This is a genomic window from Sphingomonas chungangi (genome assembly GCF_013778325.1).
Taxonomy (GTDB): domain Bacteria; phylum Pseudomonadota; class Alphaproteobacteria; order Sphingomonadales; family Sphingomonadaceae; genus Solisphingomonas; species Solisphingomonas chungangi.
Genome location: NZ_JACEIB010000003.1, coordinates 39174 through 55256, shown reverse-complemented (window position 1 = coordinate 55256; position 16083 = coordinate 39174). Strand labels below are relative to the sequence as shown.

Sequence of the window (16083 nt, the reverse complement as noted above, 5' to 3'; positions counted from 1 at the left end):
CCTCACCAGCTCGACTTGGTCACGCCGGGGATCATCCCCTTATTGGCGAGATCACGCAGGATGACACGAGCGAGCTTGAACTTGCGGTAGTAACCGCGCGGACGACCGGTCATCTCGCAACGGTTGCGGATGCGGGTCGGGTTCCCGTTGCGGGGAAGCTCCGCCATGCGAAGGCGTGCGATCAGACGCTCGCCATCGTCCAGGCTCTTGTCGGCCGCGATCGCCTTCAGCTTCGCGTACTTCGGAGCAGTCTTCTTGACGAGCGCGCGGCGGCGCTCGTTCTTCAGCACGGAACTCAGTTTCGCCATGACTTAAGTTCTCTTTCTAGCTTACGCGGCCTGCTTCTGATCGGCATCGCCCACGAAGGGGAAGCCGAACAGACGCAGCAGCTCGCGAGCCTCGTCGTCGGTGTTGGCAGTGGTCGTGACGATCACGTCCATGCCGCGGATCTTGTCGACCTTGTCGTAGCTGATCTCCGGGAAGATCAGCTGCTCCTTGAGGCCGGTCGCGTAATTGCCCTTGCCGTCGAACGACTTGGGGTTGAGGCCCCGGAAGTCGCGGACGCGCGGCAGCGCGATGGTCACGAAGCGGTCGAGGAACTCGTACATACGCTCGCGGCGCAGGGTGACCTTGCAACCGATCGGCATGCCCTCACGCAGCTTGAACTGCGCGATCGACTTCTTCGCCTTGGTGATCACCGGCTTCTGGCCCGCGATGAGTTCCATCTCGGACGCGGCCTGATCGACCCGCTTCTTGTCCTGGGTGGCGTCGCCGACACCCATGTTGATCACGATCTTCTCGATCTTCGGGACCTGCATCGGGTTGGCGTAACCGAACTTCTCGGTCATCGCCTTGACGATCTTGTCCTCGTAGAGCTTCTGAAGGCGAGCCTTGTAAGCATCAGCCATCGATCTTCTCCCCGGTCTTCACGGCCACGCGGACCTTCTTGCCGTCCTGCGTCTCGAAACGGACGCGGGTCGGCTTGCCGTCCTTGGTCGCGATCGCGACCTTGGAGACGTGCAGCGGAGCCTCGATCCGCTCCAGGCCACCCTGCGGGTTCGCCTGGGTCGGCTTGCGGTGGCGGGTGGCGACATTGACGCCGCCGACGATCACCTTGCTCTCGGCAGGCATCGCCTTGGTGACGGTCCCGGTCTTGCCCTTGTCCTTGCCGGACAGGACGACGACCTGGTCACCCTTCTTGATCTTCAGAGCCGACATTTCACAGCACCTCGGGCGCGAGCGAGATGATCTTCATGTGGTTCCGGGCGCGAAGCTCGCGAACGACCGGGCCGAAGATGCGGGTGCCGATCGGCTCCTCGTTCTTGTTGACGAGGACGGCGGCATTGCCGTCGAAGCGGATGGTCGAGCCGTCCGCGCGATGGATGTCCTTGGCGGTGCGGACGATGACGGCGCGGTGCACGTCACCCTTCTTCACCTTGCCGCGCGGGGCGGCTTCCTTGATGGACACGACGATGATGTCGCCGACCGTCGCGAAACGACGCTTCGAGCCGCCGAGCACCTTGATGCACTGGACGCGCTTGGCGCCCGAGTTGTCGGCGACGTCGAGGTTGGACTGCATCTGGATCATGGTTCAGCCCTTCCTTACGCTACGTCGGTGGGGACCGGGACGGCGATTTCCGCACCGATGCGGTCGATCACGGTCCAGGTCTTCAGCTTCGAGATCGGCTTGCACTCCTCGATGCGAACGGTCTCACCGGTGTGATACTGGTTCGTCTCGTCGTGAGCGTGATACTTCTTCGACCGCTTGATGATCTTGCCGTAGAGTTCGTGCTTCACACGACGCTCCACGGAGACGACCACGGTCTTGTCGGTCTTGTCGGAGACCACCGTTCCGGTCAGCACGCGCTTCGGCATGGCTGGCTACTCCTTACGACTTCGCCGCAGCGGCACGCTGCGTCTGGGCGGTCTTGATGCGGGCGATGTCCTTGCGGACCTCGCGCACGCGGCTCGGTTTCTCGAGCTGGCCGGTGGCGGCCTGGAAGCGCAGGTTGAACTGCTCGCGCTTCAGCTCGGACAGCTGGGTGCCCAGCTGGTCGTCGGTCTGGCCGACGGTATCGATCTTCTTCGCCATGGCTCAGTCTTCCCCAGCGAGGTGAGTGGTATCGCCGAGGCGGGCCACGACCTTGACCTTGATCGGCAGCTTCTCGGCCGCGCGGCTGAACGCCTCCGCCGCGAGCGGGCCGGCAACGCCTTCCAGCTCGAACAGGATGCGGCCCGGCTTGACGCGGGCGACCCAGAATTCCGGCGAGCCCTTGCCCGAGCCCATGCGGACTTCGGCCGGCTTCGACGAAACCGGCACGTCCGGGAAAATCCGGATGTGCAGGCGGCCCTGGCGCTTGATGTGGCGGGTGATCGCGCGGCGAGCCGCCTCGATCTGGCGAGCGGTGATCCGCTCGGGCTCCATGGCCTTCAGGCCATAGGCGCCCTGGTTCAGCGTGGTTCCGCTCTTGGCATCGCCGTGGATGCGGCCCTTGAAGGCCTTGCGGAACTTGGTGCGCTTCGGTTGCAGCATGTCTTACTTACCTTCTGACACCGTGACGACGGTCGATCAGGCAAGCTGAAAGGGGATGATCCCTATCAGCGCGCCGGACGAACTCCGGACGTCTGAGCTTCCATCATCAGCCGATCCTGCGCGAGCGGATCGTGGCCCAGGATCTCACCCTTGAAGATCCAGACCTTGATCCCGCAGACGCCATAGGCGGTGTGCGCCTCGGCCTCGGCATAGTCGATATTGGCGCGGAGCGTATGGAGCGGCACGCGGCCCTCACGATACCACTCGGTGCGCGCGATCTCCGCGCCGCCCAGACGGCCGGCGCAGGTGATGCGGATGCCCTCGGCGCCGAGGCGGAGAGCCGACTGCACCGCGCGCTTCATCGCGCGGCGGAACGCCACGCGGCGCTCCAGCTGGTCGGCGACCGACTGCGCCACGAGCTTCGAATCGATCTCCGGCTTGCGGATCTCGACGATGTTCAGCGAAACGTCGGCCGAGGTCATCTTGCCGAGCGCGCGGCGCAGCTTCTCGATGTCCGCGCCCTTCTTGCCGATGATCACACCGGGGCGGGCCGCGTAGATCGAGATGCGGCACAGCTTCGCCGGACGTTCGATCACCACCTTCGAGATCGCGGCCTGCGGCAGCGACTTGAAGATGTACTGGCGGATCCGGAGATCCTCCAGGAGCATGTTGCCGTAATCGGCGCCGTCAGCGTACCAGCGGCTATCCCAGGTACGGTTGATCTGCAGGCGCATGCCGATCGGATTGGACTTGTGACCCATTATTCGGCCTCCTGCTCGCGCACGACGATGCGCAGCCGCGAGAACGGCTTGATGATGCGGGCCGAGCGGCCACGGGCGCGGGTGGCGAAGCGCTTCATGACGAGGCCCTTGCCGACCGACGCTTCCTTCACGACCAGCGCGTCGACGTCGAGATTGTGGTTGTTCTCGGCATTGGCGATCGCGGAGGCGAGGCACTTGCGCACATCGACGGCCATCGCCTTGGTCGAGAACTGAAGGATGTTCAGCGCGTCGCCGGCCTTCTTGTTGCGGATCAGGCCCGCGACAAGATTGAGCTTCTGCGGCGAGCCGCGGACGGAGGTGGCGACCGCAAGGGCCTCCTTCTCACCGACCTTGCGGGGGGATGCAGGCTTCGACATCAGCGCTTGCCCTTCTTGTCGGCCGCGTGGCCGGGGAAGTAGCGCGTCGGCGCGAACTCACCCAGCTTGTGACCGACCATGTCCTCGTTGACGGTGATCGGCACGAACTTGCGGCCATTGTACAGGCTGAAGGTCAGGCCGACGAAATCCGGCAGGATCGTCGAGCGGCGCGACCAGGTCTTGATCGGCGCGCGCGTGGAATTCTCCTGCGCGGTCTGCGCCTTGCGGAGCAGGCTGAGGTCCACGAACGGACCCTTCCAGACGGAACGAGCCATCTCGATTACCTCTTCTTCTTCGCGTGACGCGAACGGATGATCATCTTGTCGGTCGACTTGTTGTGCCGGGTCTTGGCACCCTTCGTCGGCTTGCCCCACGGGGTCACCGGATGGCGGCCGCCCGAGGTCCGGCCTTCACCACCGCCGTGCGGGTGGTCGACCGGGTTCTTGGCGACGCCGCGGGTGAGCGGACGATAGCCGAGCCAGCGGTTGCGACCGGCCTTCGCCAGGTTGGTGTTGCCGTTGTCCGGGTTGGACACCGCACCGATGGTGGCCATGCAGTCCGAGCGGATGAAGCGCTGCTCGCCCGAGTTCAGGCGGACGATCACCATGCCGCGATCGCGACCCACCACCTGCACGTAGGTGCCGGCGGCGCGGGCGATCTGGCCGCCCTTGCCGGGCTTCAGCTCGACATTGTGGACGATCGTGCCGACCGGGGTCTGGCCGATTTCCATGGCGTTGCCCGGCTTCACGTCGGTCTTCTTGCCGGCGACGATGGAGTCGCCCGGCGCGAGACGCTGCGGCGCCAGGATATAGGCCAGCTCGCCGTCCTCATACTTCACCAGAGCGATGAATGCCGAACGGTTCGGATCGTATTCCAGACGCTCGACGGTCGCGGGCTGGTCCCACTTGCGGCGCTTGAAGTCGACGATGCGATACTTCTGCTTGTGGCCGCCCGCGATGCCGCGCGCGGTGGCGTGGCCCATGTTGTTGCGGCCGCCCGACTTGCGCAGGCCCTCGGTGAGCGCCTTGACCGGCTTGCCCTTGTGGAGCGCCGAGCGGTCCACGAGGATGAGGCCGCGCCGCGCCGGCGAGGTCGGGTTGTAATGCTTGAGTGCCATATCAGCGCACCCCTTCCGTCACGTCGATCGACTCGCCTTCGGCGAGACGGACGATTGCCTTCTTGAAGTCCGAACGCTCGTAGGGCGCACCCTTCCAGCGCTTGGTCTTGCCCTTGACGACGATCGTGTTCACGCTGAGCACCTTCTTGCCCCAGAGCGCCTCGACGGCGGCCCTGATGGCAGGCTTGGTGGCGTCCTTGGCGACCTTGAAAACAACGGCGTTGTTCTCGGACACCAGGGTGGCCTTCTCGGTGATGTGCGGGCCGACGATCACGTCATAGTGACGGATGTCGATCGCGCCCTGCTCCTGCTTCTTAGCCATGGAAGCGCGCCTCCAGCTTCTCGACAGCGGCGCGCGTCAGCACGAGCGTGTCATGGTTCAGGATGTCATAGACGTTGGCGCCGATCGCCGGCAGCAGGTTGACACCCTTCAGGTTGGACGAGGCATGCGCGAACGAGATGTTCAGCGCCTCGCCGTCGATCACCAGCGCCTTCTTGCCGAAGCCGAGACCAGCGAGCTGGCCAGCCAGCGTCTTGGTCTTGCCCTCGGCGACGTCGAGCGCCTCGACGATGATCAGCGAGCCGTCCTTGGCCTTGGCCGACAGCGCCATCTTCAGGCCCAGTGCGCGAACCTTCTTGTTCAGCGACGGGTTGAAGTCACGCAGGCGGGCACCGTGGGCCTTACCACCGCCGATGAAGACGGGGGCGCGGCGATCGCCGTGACGAGCGGTACCGCCGCCCTTCTGGTTGCCCAGCTTCTTGCCCGAACGCGCCACGTCGGCGCGCTCACGGGTCGGGCGGGCGGTGCCACGGCGCTTCTCGAGCTGCCAGGTCACCACGCGGTGGAGGATGTCGGCGCGCGGCTCGAGGCCGAACACCGCATCGTTGAGCTCGATGTCGCCGGCAGAGCTGGCGTCGAGCTTGAGAACCTTGATCTTCATGGTGCTCAGCCTTCCTTGCTCTCGTCGGCATCCTTGGCGGCATCCGCCTCGGAACCGATCTCGGCGTTGTTCGCCTCGGCCTGCGCCTCTTCGGCGGCATGCGCATCGGCCTCGGCCACCGCGGCCGCGACTTCCGCGTCGCTCGGCAGCGCGGGGATCTCGTGGATCGCGCCATCATCGACCATGCCGGCCGGCGCGTGCTCGACCACCGGGGCCTTGCGATCGATCAGGGCGGCGGGGAACGGCACGCCCTCGGGGAGCGCTTCCTTCACGGCGTCCTTCACGAACAGCCAGCCGCCCTTCGAGCCGGGCACCGAGCCCTTGACGAACAGCAGGCCGCGAGCGGCGTCGGTGCGCACGATCTCGAGGTTCTGCTGGGTGCGGTTGCGGTCGCCCATGTGGCCGGCCATCTTCTTGTTCTTGAAGACCTTGCCCGGATCCTGGCGGTTACCGGTCGAACCGTGCGAACGGTGCGAGACGGACACGCCGTGGGTGGCGCGCAGACCGCCGAAGCCCCAACGCTTCATGGCGCCGGCGAAGCCCTTGCCCTGCGTGCGGCCCTGGATGTCGACGAGCTGGCCCGCGACGTAATGGTCGGCCGAGATTTCGGCGCCCACGTCGAGCAGGTTGTCCTCGGTGACGCGGAATTCGCACACCACCGCCTTCGGCTCCACCTCGGCCTTGCCGAAATGGCCGCGCTGCGGCTTGGCGACGTTCTTCGCCTTGGCGGCGCCGGCACCGAGCTGGACGGCGGTGTAGCCGTCATTGTCGGCGGTGCGGCGCGCAATAACCTGAAGACCCTCGAGCTGCAGGACGGTGACGGGCACATGGCGCCCATCCTCCTGAAACAGCCGGGTCATCCCCATCTTCTTCGCGATCACGCCAGTGCGCATGACCAACTCCTCAAACAGAGGCTCCCCGATTGCCGCCGGGGAGCGTGCCAACGAAAAAGGCCTTCCGTCTCCGGAAGACCTCCAGCCCATGATAGCCTGCCCCCGCCCGGGCTCGGTTTTTCGCATCACTGCGAAAGGCGGGGACCAGGACAACGGCACCCCGGATAAATCCGGGGGGATACGCCGTTCGGTATCCCTTAGCTTTCCCGTCTCGACCGGCTGAATCAGCCGGGAAACGAATCTCTCAGACGACGATTCGACGTCTGCGAGGCCGGCCCTATACGGGGCTTTGCCCCGGATCGCAACACTTCCGTCACCCTTTTTGCGGGGCGACGGAAAGCAGGATCAGGCCAGCTTGATCTCGACCGCGACACCGGCCGCGAGATCGAGCTTCATCAGCGCGTCGACCGTCTGCGGGGTGGGCTGCACGATATCCAGGAGGCGCTTGTAGGTGCGCACCTCGAACTGCTCGCGCGACTTCTTGTCGATGTGGGGGCCACGGTTGACGGTGAACTTGTCGACGTGGGTGGGCAGCGGGATCGGACCGCGGATGAGCGCGCCGGTGCGGCGGGCGGTGTCGGCGATTTCGCCAGTGGCCTGGTCGAGCACTCGGTGATCGAAGCCTTTGAGACGAATGCGGATGTTCTGCGTGTCCATGATGTCCTGCCGTGTGAAAGAGCCAACCCCATGCCGTTTCCGGCGTTACGCGGGGCAAAAGGAAGCCGCCCGGTCCCTGTTGGGGGACCGGGCGGCCGGTAACGCGGATTACTTGGTGATCGTGCCGACGACGCCGGCGCCGACCGTACGGCCACCTTCGCGGATCGCGAAGCGCAGGCCCTGGTCCATGGCGATCGGCGCGATCAGCTTGACGCCGATCGAGACGTTGTCGCCGGGCATGACCATCTCGGTGCCCTCGGGCAGCTCGACGGTGCCAGTCACGTCCGTGGTGCGGAAGTAGAACTGCGGGCGATAGTTGGCGAAGAACGGCGTGTGACGGCCACCCTCGTCCTTCGACAGCACGTACACCTCGGCCTTGAACTCGGTGTGCGGCTTGATCGAGCCCGGCTTGCAGAGCACCTGGCCACGCTCGACCTCTTCACGGCCGACGCCGCGGATCAGCGCACCGATATTGTCGCCGGCCTGGCCCTGATCGAGCAGCTTGCGGAACATCTCGACGCCGGTGACGGTGGTCTTGCGGGTGTCGTTGATGCCGACGATCTCGACTTCCTCGCCCACCTTGACGATGCCGGTCTCGACGCGGCCGGTCACCACAGTGCCGCGGCCCGAGATCGAGAACACGTCTTCGATCGGCATCAGGAACGCCTTGTCGAGCGGACGCTCCGGCTGCGGGATCCAGCTGTCGACGGCCTGCATCAGCTTCAGGATCGCGTCATGGCCGATCTCGGGGGTCTTGTCCTCGAGCGCCGCCACGGCCGAGCCGGGGATGACGGGGATGTTGTCGCCGTCGAAGTCGTACTTCGAGAGCAGCTCGCGAATCTCCAGCTCGACGAGCTCGAGGATCTCGGCGTCGTCGACGAGGTCGACCTTGTTCATGAACACGACGAGCTGCGGCACGCCGACCTGGCGGGCGAGCAGGATGTGCTCGCGAGTCTGCGGCATCGGGCCGTCGGTGGCCGACACGACGAGGATCGCGCCGTCCATCTGCGCGGCGCCGGTGATCATGTTCTTCACATAATCGGCGTGGCCCGGGCAATCGACGTGCGCATAGTGGCGCGCTTCGGTCTCATACTCGACGTGCGCGGTCGAGATGGTGATGCCGCGCTCGCGCTCCTCGGGAGCCTTGTCGATGTTGGCATAGCTGGTGAAGGTCGCGCCGCCGGTCTCGGCCAGGACCTTGGTGATGGCGGCCGTCAGCGACGTCTTGCCATGGTCGACGTGGCCGATGGTGCCGATGTTGCAGTGCGGCTTGTTCCGCTCGAATTTCGCCTTCGCCATTAGTTCCTACCTTCTTTCGAATCTGTCCTGCGGGATTCGCCGCCCGGAAGCGGCGCCCCATAACGGAAGTTTTTTGGTTACGCCAGCTTCGCCTTGACCTCGTCCGCCACATTCTGCGGGACTTCGTCATAGTGCGAGAACTGCATGCTGTACTGTGCGCGGCCCTGGGTGAACGAGCGCAGCTGGTTCACGTAGCCGAACATGTTGGCCAGCGGCACCATCGCCTCGACCACCTGCGCGTTGCCGCGGCTGTCGGTGCCCTGGATCTGGCCACGGCGGCTGTTCATGTCGCCGATGACGTCGCCGAGATAATCTTCCGGCGTCACGACCTCGACCTTCATGATCGGCTCGAGGATCTTGATGCCGGACTTCTCGGCCACTTCGCGCATCGCGCCGCGGGCGCAGATCTCGAACGCCAGCGCCGACGAGTCGACGTCGTGGTAGGCGCCGTCCGTCAGGTGGACCTCGAAGTCCACGATCGGGAAGCCGATCAGCGCGCCGGTCTCGGCGGTCTCACGGAAGCCCTTCTCAACCGACGGGATATATTCCTTGGGAATATTGCCGCCCTTGACCTCGTCGAAGAACTGGTAGCCCGAGCCGCGCTCGCCGGGGATCACCGTCACCTTCACGCGGCCGAACTGGCCAGAGCCACCCGACTGCTTCTTGTGGGTGTAGTCCACGTCGACTTTCTTCGCGAGATATTCGCGATAGGCCACCTGCGGCGCGCCGACATTGGCCTCGACCTTGAACTCGCGACGCATGCGGTCGACGATGATCTCGAGGTGGAGCTCGCCCATCCCCTTGATGATCGTCTGGCCCGATTCGTGATCGGAGGTCACGCGGAACGACGGGTCCTCGCGGGCGAGACGGTTGAGCGCGACGCCCATCTTCTCCTGGTCGGCCTTGGTCTTCGGCTCGACCGAGAGCTCGATGACGGGCTCCGGGAATTCCATCCGCTCGAGGATGATCGGCGCGTTCTGCGCGCACAGCGTGTCGCCGGTCGTCGTGTCCTTGAGGCCTGCGAGCGCAACGATGTCGCCGGCGAAGGCCTCCTGGATGTCCTCACGCGAGTTCGCATGCATCAGCAGCATGCGACCGACCTTCTCCTTCTTCTCCTTGACGGAGTTCAGAACCTGGGTCGCGGCCTCGAGCTTGCCCGAATAGATGCGCGCGAAGGTGAGCGTGCCGACGAACGGATCGTTCATGATCTTGAACGCCAGCGCCGAGAAGGGCGCCGCGTCGTCGGACGGACGCGAATCCTCGTCGCCGTTCGGCAGGATGCCCTTGATCGCGGGCACGTCGAGCGGGCTCGGCAGGAAGTCGACCACCGCGTCGAGCAGAGGCTGCACGCCCTTGTTCTTGAAGGCCGAACCGCAGACGACCGGCACGAACGCCATGCCGAGGGTGCCCTTGCGGATCAGCTTCTTCAGCGTCGCGACGTCGGGCTCGTTGCCCTCCAGATACGCTTCCATCGCCTCGTCGTCCTGCTCGACGGCGAGCTCGATCAGCTCTTCACGCGCCTTGGCGGCCTTGTCGGCCATGTCCGCGGGGATGTCCTGATATTCGAACTTCGCGCCCAACGACTCTTCGAGCCAGATGATCGCGCGGTTCTCGACGAGATCGACCAGGCCCTTGAAGCCGCCCTCGATGCCGATCGGGAGATACAGCACGGCCGGCTTGGCGCCGAGACGCTCGATGATCGAGTTCACGCAGAACTCGAAGTTCGCGCCGGTGCGGTCGAGCTTGTTGATGAAGCACATGCGCGGCACGCCGTACTTGTCGGCCTGGCGCCACACGGTCTCGGACTGCGGCTCGACGCCGGCAACGCCGTCGAAGCAGGCGACCGCGCCGTCGAGCACGCGCAGCGAACGCTCGACCTCGATGGTGAAGTCGACGTGGCCCGGCGTATCGATGATGTTGATGAGGTGCTCTTCGCCCTTGCCTTCCTCGGCGCGCCACTTGCACGTCGTGGCGGCGGACGTGATCGTGATCCCGCGCTCCTGCTCCTGCTCCATCCAGTCCATCGTCGCGGTGCCCTCATGGACCTCGCCGATCTTGTAGGACTTGCCGGTGTAATAGAGGATGCGCTCGGTCGTCGTCGTCTTGCCGGCGTCGATGTGCGCCATGATGCCGATGTTGCGATAACGATTGAGCGGATGGCTGCGGGCCATGATCTTGAACTCCGCCCCTGACTGCCGAGGCGCGCAAATTTCCAGAACCGTTCGGGCTGAGCCCGTCGAAGCCCTGTCCTTCTTTTCTTACAGAAAGGAGACAGGGCAGCCCTTCGACAAGCTCAGGGCGAACGGTAATTTGGGGGCAGGCGCCGAAACGCCTGCCCCCATATAGGCATTACCAGCGATAATGCGAGAAGGCGCGGTTCGCTTCCGCCATGCGGTGCGTGTCTTCGCGCTTCTTCACCGCGTTGCCGCGATTGTTGGCGGCGTCCATCAGCTCGGCCGACAGGCGCGCATCCATGGTGTGCTCCGAACGGCCGCGCGCGGCGGTGATCAGCCAGCGGATCGCGAGCGCCTGGGCGCGCTCGGGGCGCACCTCGACCGGAACCTGGTAGGTCGCACCGCCGACGCGGCGCGAACGGACCTCGATGCCCGGCTTCACGTTGTTGAGCGCATCGTGGAACACGCCGATCGGGTCACGCTTGGCGCGCGCCTCGATGACGTCGAGCGCGGAGTAGATGATGCCTTCGGCGACGGCCTTCTTGCCGTCCAGCATCACGGAATTCATGAACTTCGAGAGGACGATATCACCGAACTTCGGGTCCGGCAGGATCTCGCGCTTCTCGGGGCGACGACGACGGGACATTGTTGTTTCCTTCTCACTTCAGCCTGGGTGGTCACACGCGATTGGGTGACCGGCTTACTTCGGACGCTTGGCGCCGTACTTGGAACGGGATTGCTTGCGGTCCTTGACACCCTGGGTATCGAGCACGCCGCGCAGGACGTGGTAGCGCACGCCGGGAAGATCGCGAACACGGCCGCCGCGGATGAGCACCACCGAGTGCTCCTGCAGATTGTGGCCTTCGCCCGGGATGTAGGAGATGACCTCGCGGCTGTTGGTCAGGCGGACCTTGGCCACCTTGCGAAGAGCCGAGTTCGGCTTCTTCGGGGTCGTGGTGTACACGCGGGTGCAGACGCCGCGCTTCTGCGGGTTCTGCTCCATCGCAGGGACCTTGGACTTGGCCTTCTGCGGGTCGCGGCCCTTGCGGACCAGCTGGTTGATCGTCGGCATTGAAGTCTTCACCTTGTCTGCGGTTACTTTGCCGTGCCCGGAATCGCTGAAATGCAAGAAGGCTCTGGCGGCGTTAAAGCCCACCCGAGCCTTTTTACGAGCATCGGCAATGTTCAAGCAGTCGCGAGCCGCTCGGGCCCGGACCGGCGCGCGCTATAGCGGGCGACTCAGACACGGTCAACCGGGTGCAGCTGTCGCTAGAGCGCCCCGCTCAATGCCTGGATCAGCGCGATCTGGAAGCGCGCCGGGTCCTCGATCTGCGGAACATGGCCCAGCCCCTGCAGCGGCACGAAGCGCGCATCCTTCATCCTCGCCGCCGCCTTGTCGCCCAGTGTCGAGGCTTCGGGCAGCTGGTTCGCCACTTCGGGCGGCGCCCAGTTCCTGCCGAACACATTATGGTCGAGCGTGCCGACCATCAGGATCGTCGGCACCGTGATCCGGCCGAACTCGTAGGCGGTCGGCTGCGTCTCGATCATCTCGGTGGTGCGCGCCTGCGCGTCGATCACGGCGTCGCGGCCGGGGCCCGCGTACATGCCCGCCATCATATCCACCCAGCGATCGTAATCGCGGCGCCAGACGCCGTGATAATAGCTGCTGAGCTGATAGGTCTTCATCGACGCCGGCGTCTTTCTCCGTTCCAGGTCCGCGGCCTTGTCGATGGTGATGTAGGGAACGCCCTGCGCCATCCGGTCTGCGAGGCCGAGCGGATCGACCAGGATCATCTGATCGACCAGCTGCGGTTGGGCGATGGCGAGTCGCTCGGCGATCATGCCGCCGAGCGAATGACCGACCAGCGTCGCCTTCGTCACACCGCGCGAGCGCAGCAGGTCGGCGGTCATCGTCGCCATGCCATAGAGGCTGTACTGGAAACCCGTCGGCTTGGACGATTTGCAGAAGCCGATCTGGTCCGGCACGATCACGCGATAGCCGGCCGCCGCCAGCACGCGCGCGGTGTCGCCCCAGGTCGCGCCGCAGAAATTCTTGCCGTGGAGCAGCACGACGGTACGGCCGTTCGACTTGGCGGGCGCGACCTCCATATAGGCCATCTCGACCGACTGGCCCTGCGCGACGGTGCGATATTCACGCACCGGGAAGGGATAGTCGAAGCCTTCGAGGCGCGGGCCGTAGGTGCGCGCGCCAATTGGCGAGGCCGACATAGCGACCTTCGCTGCGGCCGGAACCGGCTTGTCGGGAGCGGTCTTGGGGGCCGGCGGGGTCGCGGCGATGGAGAGAGCGAGGAGCGGGGCGGTGATCACGCGGCGCAAGGGGCTAGGCTCCGGTCAGGGTGTCGCGTTAACCATAGCTTTCGGTTTGATATAAAGCGACCCGATTTCGGGCCATTGCCTGCGCAAATCCGCCTCGATCTCCGCGATCATCCGCTCGACCGCGCCGGCCGGCACGGCATCGACGAAATCGACGTCGCAGCCCACGAAGACGGAGCGCGGGCCGAGATGGAGCGTCACTACATCCCCCACCCGCGTCACCTCCGCGCGGCGCGCGATGCCTGAGCGGATCGCCTCGATCAGTTCGGGCTCGGCCCGCTCGCCGATCAGCAGCTCCTTGCTCTCCCGCGCGAGCAGGATGGCGACCACGCCGAGGACGCCGCCGATCGCGATCGAGGCGACGCCGTCCCAGCGGCCGTCATGGGTGATGTGCGAGAGCCAGATGCCGATCCCCGCGATGATCAGGCCGGCCATCGCGGCGCTGTCCTCGAACAGCACGATGAAGGCGGGCGGATCCTTGGATTTGCGGATCGCCTCCCACCAGCCCTGGCTGCCCTTGGACTGGGAGAAGGCGCGCATCGCCGTCCACCAGCTGCCGCCTTCCAGCGCCATCGAGACGAGCAGGACGATATACGCCACCGTCGCATCCTGCGGCGGTTCGGGATCGCGCAGGTGGGTGATGCCCTCGTACATGGAAAGGCCGGCGCCGGTCGCGAAGATCAGGATCGCGACGACGAAGCTCCAGAAATAGAGCTCGCGGCCGTAGCCGGCGGGGTGCATCTCGTCGGCGGGGCGCGCGGCGCGCTTCTGGCCGTAGAGCAGCAGGATCTGGTTGAGGCTGTCGACGACCGAGTGAAAGCCCTCGGTCAGCATCGCAGCCGATCCGGTGATGCCGGCGGCGACGAACTTGGCGACGGCGATGCCGAGATTGGCCGCCAGCGCCATCAGGAGGACGAGCTTGCTCTCGCCGTGCGCAGAGTCCGCGCTCATTCGCCCCCTTCGGATAAGCGAAGGGCCGACGGTTGGTCTGCCGCCGGCCCTTCGGGAATTACATCGCGTTGGAGGCGTTGTCCGTCGGCGCCATGGCGCTGTTGTCCATCGCCATGTTGTCGGTGGCGCCCATCGCGTTCATGTCGCCCATCGACGCATTCTCGTCGGCCGGGATCAGCATGTTGTCTTCGGCCGACACGTTCGCCGAATTGGTGGTGTCGGACTTGTGGCAGGCGGCGGCGCCGAGCGCGAGAGCCGCAACCGCAGCGATCGTGATACCCTTCTTCATACGATATTCTCCTATCCGTTTCACACGCGGACGTTCGGCAACGCAACACGGCCGCAACCGGCCTGAGAGAGTCAGCAAAACGCCCGAACGTCAAGCCTTCATTTAGAAATGGAGCGCCCGGCCGTATGCCGAGAGCACGCTTTCATGCATCATCTCGCTGAGCGTCGGGTGCGGGAACACCGTCTCGATCAGCTCTGCCTCGGTGGTCTCCAATTGTTTCGCCACCGTGTAACCTTCGATCAATTCCGTCACTTCCGCGCCGATCATGTGCGCGCCGAGCAACTCGCCCGTCTTCGCGTCGAACACCGTTTTGACGAAGCCCTCGGCCTCGCCGAGCGCGATCGCCTTGCCGTTGCCGATGAAGGGGAACTTGCCGACCTTCACCTCATAGCCGGCCTCCTTGGCCTTGGCCTCGGTGAGGCCGACCGACGCGATCTGCGGGCGCGAATAGGTGCAGCCAGGGATATTGCGCACGTCCATGGCGTGCGGGTGCTTGCCGGCGATCGCCTCGGCGGCGATCACGCCCTCGTGGCTGGCCTTGTGGGCGAGCCACGGCGGCGCGGTGACGTCGCCGATCGCCCAGATGCCCGGCACGTTGGTGCGGCAGGCGCCGTCGGCGTCGATATGGCCCCTGGTGGTCTTCACGCCGAGCGCCTCCAGCCCGATATTCTCGGTGTTGGGCACGATGCCGACCGCGACGATGACGTGGCTGTAGTCATTGGTCTCGGTCTTGCCGTCGGCAAGCTTGATCGTCGCCTTCACGCCGGTCTTGGAGGCATCGAGCTTCTCGACGCCGGCCTTGGTCAGGATCTTGAGGCCCTGCTTGGTCAGCGCCTTGGTCATGAAGTCGGAGACCTCGGCATCCTCCACCGGCACGATCCGGTCGAGCATCTCGACGATCGTCACTTCGGCGCCCATGTCGCTGTAGAAGCTGGCGAACTCGACGCCGATCGCGCCCGATCCGATGACGAGCAGCTTGGTCGGCATCTCCTTGGGCGTCATCGCGTGGCGATAGGTCCAGATCCGCTCGCCATCCGCCTTGGCGAAGGGCAGCTCGCGGGCGCGGGCGCCGGTGGCGACGATGATGTCCTTCGCCGCAAGCTCGGTCTTCTTGCCGTCCTTCTCGACGGTGAGCTTGCCCTTCCCCGTGATCGTGCCGAAGCCTTCGACGACGGTGATCTTGTTCTTCTTCATCAGGTGGGTGACGCCCTGGTTCAGCTGCTTCGCGACCCCGCGCGAGCGCTTGACCACCGCCTCGATGTCGGCGCCGATCTTTTCCGCCGTGAGGCCGTAATCTTTGGCGTGCTGCATGTAGTGGTAGATCTCCGACGAGCGCAGCAGCGCCTTGGTCGGGATGCAGCCCCAGTTGAGGCAGATACCGCCGAGCAACTCGCGCTCGACGATCGCGGTCTTGAGGCCCAGCTGCGCGGCGCGGATCGCCGCGACATAGCCACCGGGGCCGGAGCCCAGCACGACGAGATCGTAGGTGTCAGCCATTCCAGTCCTTCCTGATGGTCATCGAGTGGGCGCGTGCGCCCCGCTATCTCGTTTCGGTCAATTTGAACGAGGCCCAGGCGATCAAGGTCACGATGCAGAAGATCAGCCAGCTCCAGTGCAGCTCGATCCCGCCGCCGATCGGAATGCGGACATATTCCCCGGAAAGCAGCCCGGCGACATCGACGCCCGTCCGTTCGGACATCCACGGGATGACCACCGCCGCGATCGCTCCCAGACCGACCGCGGTGGTGAGCGCCATG

Annotated in this window: 24 protein-coding genes; all 24 read right to left on the bottom strand. The window is 65.2% G+C overall.

The genetic code is table 11. The features are described 5' to 3' along the window. Window positions 1-2: 2 nt before the first annotated feature. The 24 genes from rpsN to HZF05_RS04450 all read right to left on the bottom strand — a co-directional run bounded on the left by rpsN (window position 3) and on the right by HZF05_RS04450 (window position 16082). Window positions 3-308, bottom strand: a complete 306-nt coding sequence (gene rpsN, locus HZF05_RS04565; protein ID WP_160363213.1) for a 30S ribosomal protein S14 — start codon at window positions 306-308, stop codon at window positions 3-5. Window positions 309-329: 21 nt separating this feature from the next. After that, window positions 330-908 carry a 50S ribosomal protein L5 gene (gene rplE / locus HZF05_RS04560; RefSeq protein ID WP_160363212.1) on the bottom strand — a complete coding sequence of 193 codons (579 nt, stop codon included), beginning with the start codon at window positions 906-908 and terminating at the stop codon, window positions 330-332. Further along, window positions 901-1218 carry a 50S ribosomal protein L24 gene (rplX, locus tag HZF05_RS04555; RefSeq protein ID WP_160363211.1) on the bottom strand — a complete coding sequence of 106 codons (318 nt, stop codon included), beginning with the start codon at window positions 1216-1218 and terminating at the stop codon, window positions 901-903. Before rplX ends, rplE begins: the two co-directional genes overlap by 8 nt. 1 nt (window position 1219) lies before the next feature. Beyond that, window positions 1220-1588, bottom strand: a complete 369-nt coding sequence (gene rplN, locus HZF05_RS04550) for a 50S ribosomal protein L14 (RefSeq protein ID WP_019831572.1) — start codon at window positions 1586-1588, stop codon at window positions 1220-1222. Between the two features lie 14 nt (window positions 1589-1602). Further along, window positions 1603-1875 (bottom strand): 30S ribosomal protein S17, encoded by a 273-nt coding sequence (rpsQ, locus tag HZF05_RS04545; protein WP_160363210.1) that lies wholly within the window; start codon window positions 1873-1875, stop codon window positions 1603-1605. A 13-nt stretch (window positions 1876-1888) separates the two neighbouring features. Then, entirely contained in the window at window positions 1889-2092 is a 204-nt protein-coding gene (gene rpmC, locus HZF05_RS04540) for a 50S ribosomal protein L29 (protein ID WP_160363209.1), read from the bottom strand. 3 nt (window positions 2093-2095) lie between these two features. Further along, complete coding sequence (gene rplP, locus HZF05_RS04535; RefSeq protein ID WP_022688616.1) at window positions 2096-2533, bottom strand: 50S ribosomal protein L16; 438 nt, start codon at window positions 2531-2533, stop codon at window positions 2096-2098. A gap of 65 nt (window positions 2534-2598) precedes the next feature. Beyond that, on the bottom strand, window positions 2599-3294 hold the full coding sequence (rpsC, locus tag HZF05_RS04530; RefSeq protein WP_160363208.1) for a 30S ribosomal protein S3: 696 nt from the start codon (window positions 3292-3294) through the stop codon (window positions 2599-2601). Then, window positions 3294-3671, bottom strand: a complete 378-nt coding sequence (gene rplV / locus HZF05_RS04525) for a 50S ribosomal protein L22 (protein ID WP_160363207.1) — start codon at window positions 3669-3671, stop codon at window positions 3294-3296. Before rplV ends, rpsC begins: the two co-directional genes overlap by 1 nt. Beyond that, window positions 3671-3946 carry a 30S ribosomal protein S19 gene (gene rpsS, locus HZF05_RS04520; protein WP_160363206.1) on the bottom strand — a complete coding sequence of 92 codons (276 nt, stop codon included), beginning with the start codon at window positions 3944-3946 and terminating at the stop codon, window positions 3671-3673. The genes rplV and rpsS overlap by 1 nt, the downstream gene beginning before the upstream one ends. A gap of 5 nt (window positions 3947-3951) precedes the next feature. Then, on the bottom strand, window positions 3952-4788 hold the full coding sequence (gene rplB, locus HZF05_RS04515) for a 50S ribosomal protein L2 (RefSeq protein WP_160363205.1): 837 nt from the start codon (window positions 4786-4788) through the stop codon (window positions 3952-3954). Between the two features lies 1 nt (window position 4789). After that, a complete protein-coding gene (locus HZF05_RS04510) occupies window positions 4790-5110 on the bottom strand; it encodes a 50S ribosomal protein L23 (RefSeq protein ID WP_160363204.1) in 321 nt (106 codons plus the stop codon). After that, window positions 5103-5729 carry a 50S ribosomal protein L4 gene (gene rplD / locus HZF05_RS04505; RefSeq protein WP_160363203.1) on the bottom strand — a complete coding sequence of 209 codons (627 nt, stop codon included), beginning with the start codon at window positions 5727-5729 and terminating at the stop codon, window positions 5103-5105. The genes HZF05_RS04510 and rplD overlap by 8 nt, the downstream gene beginning before the upstream one ends. 5 nt (window positions 5730-5734) lie before the next feature. Continuing rightward, the gene (gene rplC, locus HZF05_RS04500; protein ID WP_160363202.1) at window positions 5735-6622 is read right to left on the bottom strand and encodes a 50S ribosomal protein L3; all 888 of its coding nucleotides are present in this window, start codon (window positions 6620-6622) and stop codon (window positions 5735-5737) included. 345 nt (window positions 6623-6967) lie between these two features. After that, on the bottom strand, window positions 6968-7279 hold the full coding sequence (rpsJ, locus tag HZF05_RS04495) for a 30S ribosomal protein S10 (protein WP_022691831.1): 312 nt from the start codon (window positions 7277-7279) through the stop codon (window positions 6968-6970). A 108-nt stretch (window positions 7280-7387) separates the two neighbouring features. Next, entirely contained in the window at window positions 7388-8578 is a 1191-nt protein-coding gene (tuf, locus tag HZF05_RS04490; RefSeq protein ID WP_160363201.1) for an elongation factor Tu, read from the bottom strand. A gap of 77 nt (window positions 8579-8655) precedes the next feature. Beyond that, a complete protein-coding gene (gene fusA, locus HZF05_RS04485) occupies window positions 8656-10749 on the bottom strand; it encodes an elongation factor G (RefSeq protein WP_160363200.1) in 2094 nt (697 codons plus the stop codon). Between the two features lie 178 nt (window positions 10750-10927). Then, entirely contained in the window at window positions 10928-11398 is a 471-nt protein-coding gene (gene rpsG, locus HZF05_RS04480; protein WP_022691829.1) for a 30S ribosomal protein S7, read from the bottom strand. Between the two features lie 54 nt (window positions 11399-11452). Further along, a complete protein-coding gene (rpsL, locus tag HZF05_RS04475) occupies window positions 11453-11824 on the bottom strand; it encodes a 30S ribosomal protein S12 (protein ID WP_022687071.1) in 372 nt (123 codons plus the stop codon). Between the two features lie 197 nt (window positions 11825-12021). After that, window positions 12022-13080 (bottom strand): alpha/beta fold hydrolase, encoded by a 1059-nt coding sequence (locus tag HZF05_RS04470; protein ID WP_343046845.1) that lies wholly within the window; start codon window positions 13078-13080, stop codon window positions 12022-12024. Window positions 13081-13104: 24 nt separating this feature from the next. Further along, window positions 13105-14037 (bottom strand): cation diffusion facilitator family transporter, encoded by a 933-nt coding sequence (locus HZF05_RS04465; protein ID WP_160363198.1) that lies wholly within the window; start codon window positions 14035-14037, stop codon window positions 13105-13107. 58 nt (window positions 14038-14095) lie between these two features. After that, window positions 14096-14326 (bottom strand): hypothetical protein, encoded by a 231-nt coding sequence (locus HZF05_RS04460; RefSeq protein ID WP_160363197.1) that lies wholly within the window; start codon window positions 14324-14326, stop codon window positions 14096-14098. Between the two features lie 102 nt (window positions 14327-14428). Continuing rightward, on the bottom strand, window positions 14429-15823 hold the full coding sequence (lpdA, locus tag HZF05_RS04455) for a dihydrolipoyl dehydrogenase (protein ID WP_160363196.1): 1395 nt from the start codon (window positions 15821-15823) through the stop codon (window positions 14429-14431). Window positions 15824-15866: 43 nt separating this feature from the next. Beyond that, complete coding sequence (locus HZF05_RS04450) at window positions 15867-16082, bottom strand: hypothetical protein (RefSeq protein WP_160363195.1); 216 nt, start codon at window positions 16080-16082, stop codon at window positions 15867-15869. Between the last annotated feature and the right edge of the window lies 1 nt (window position 16083).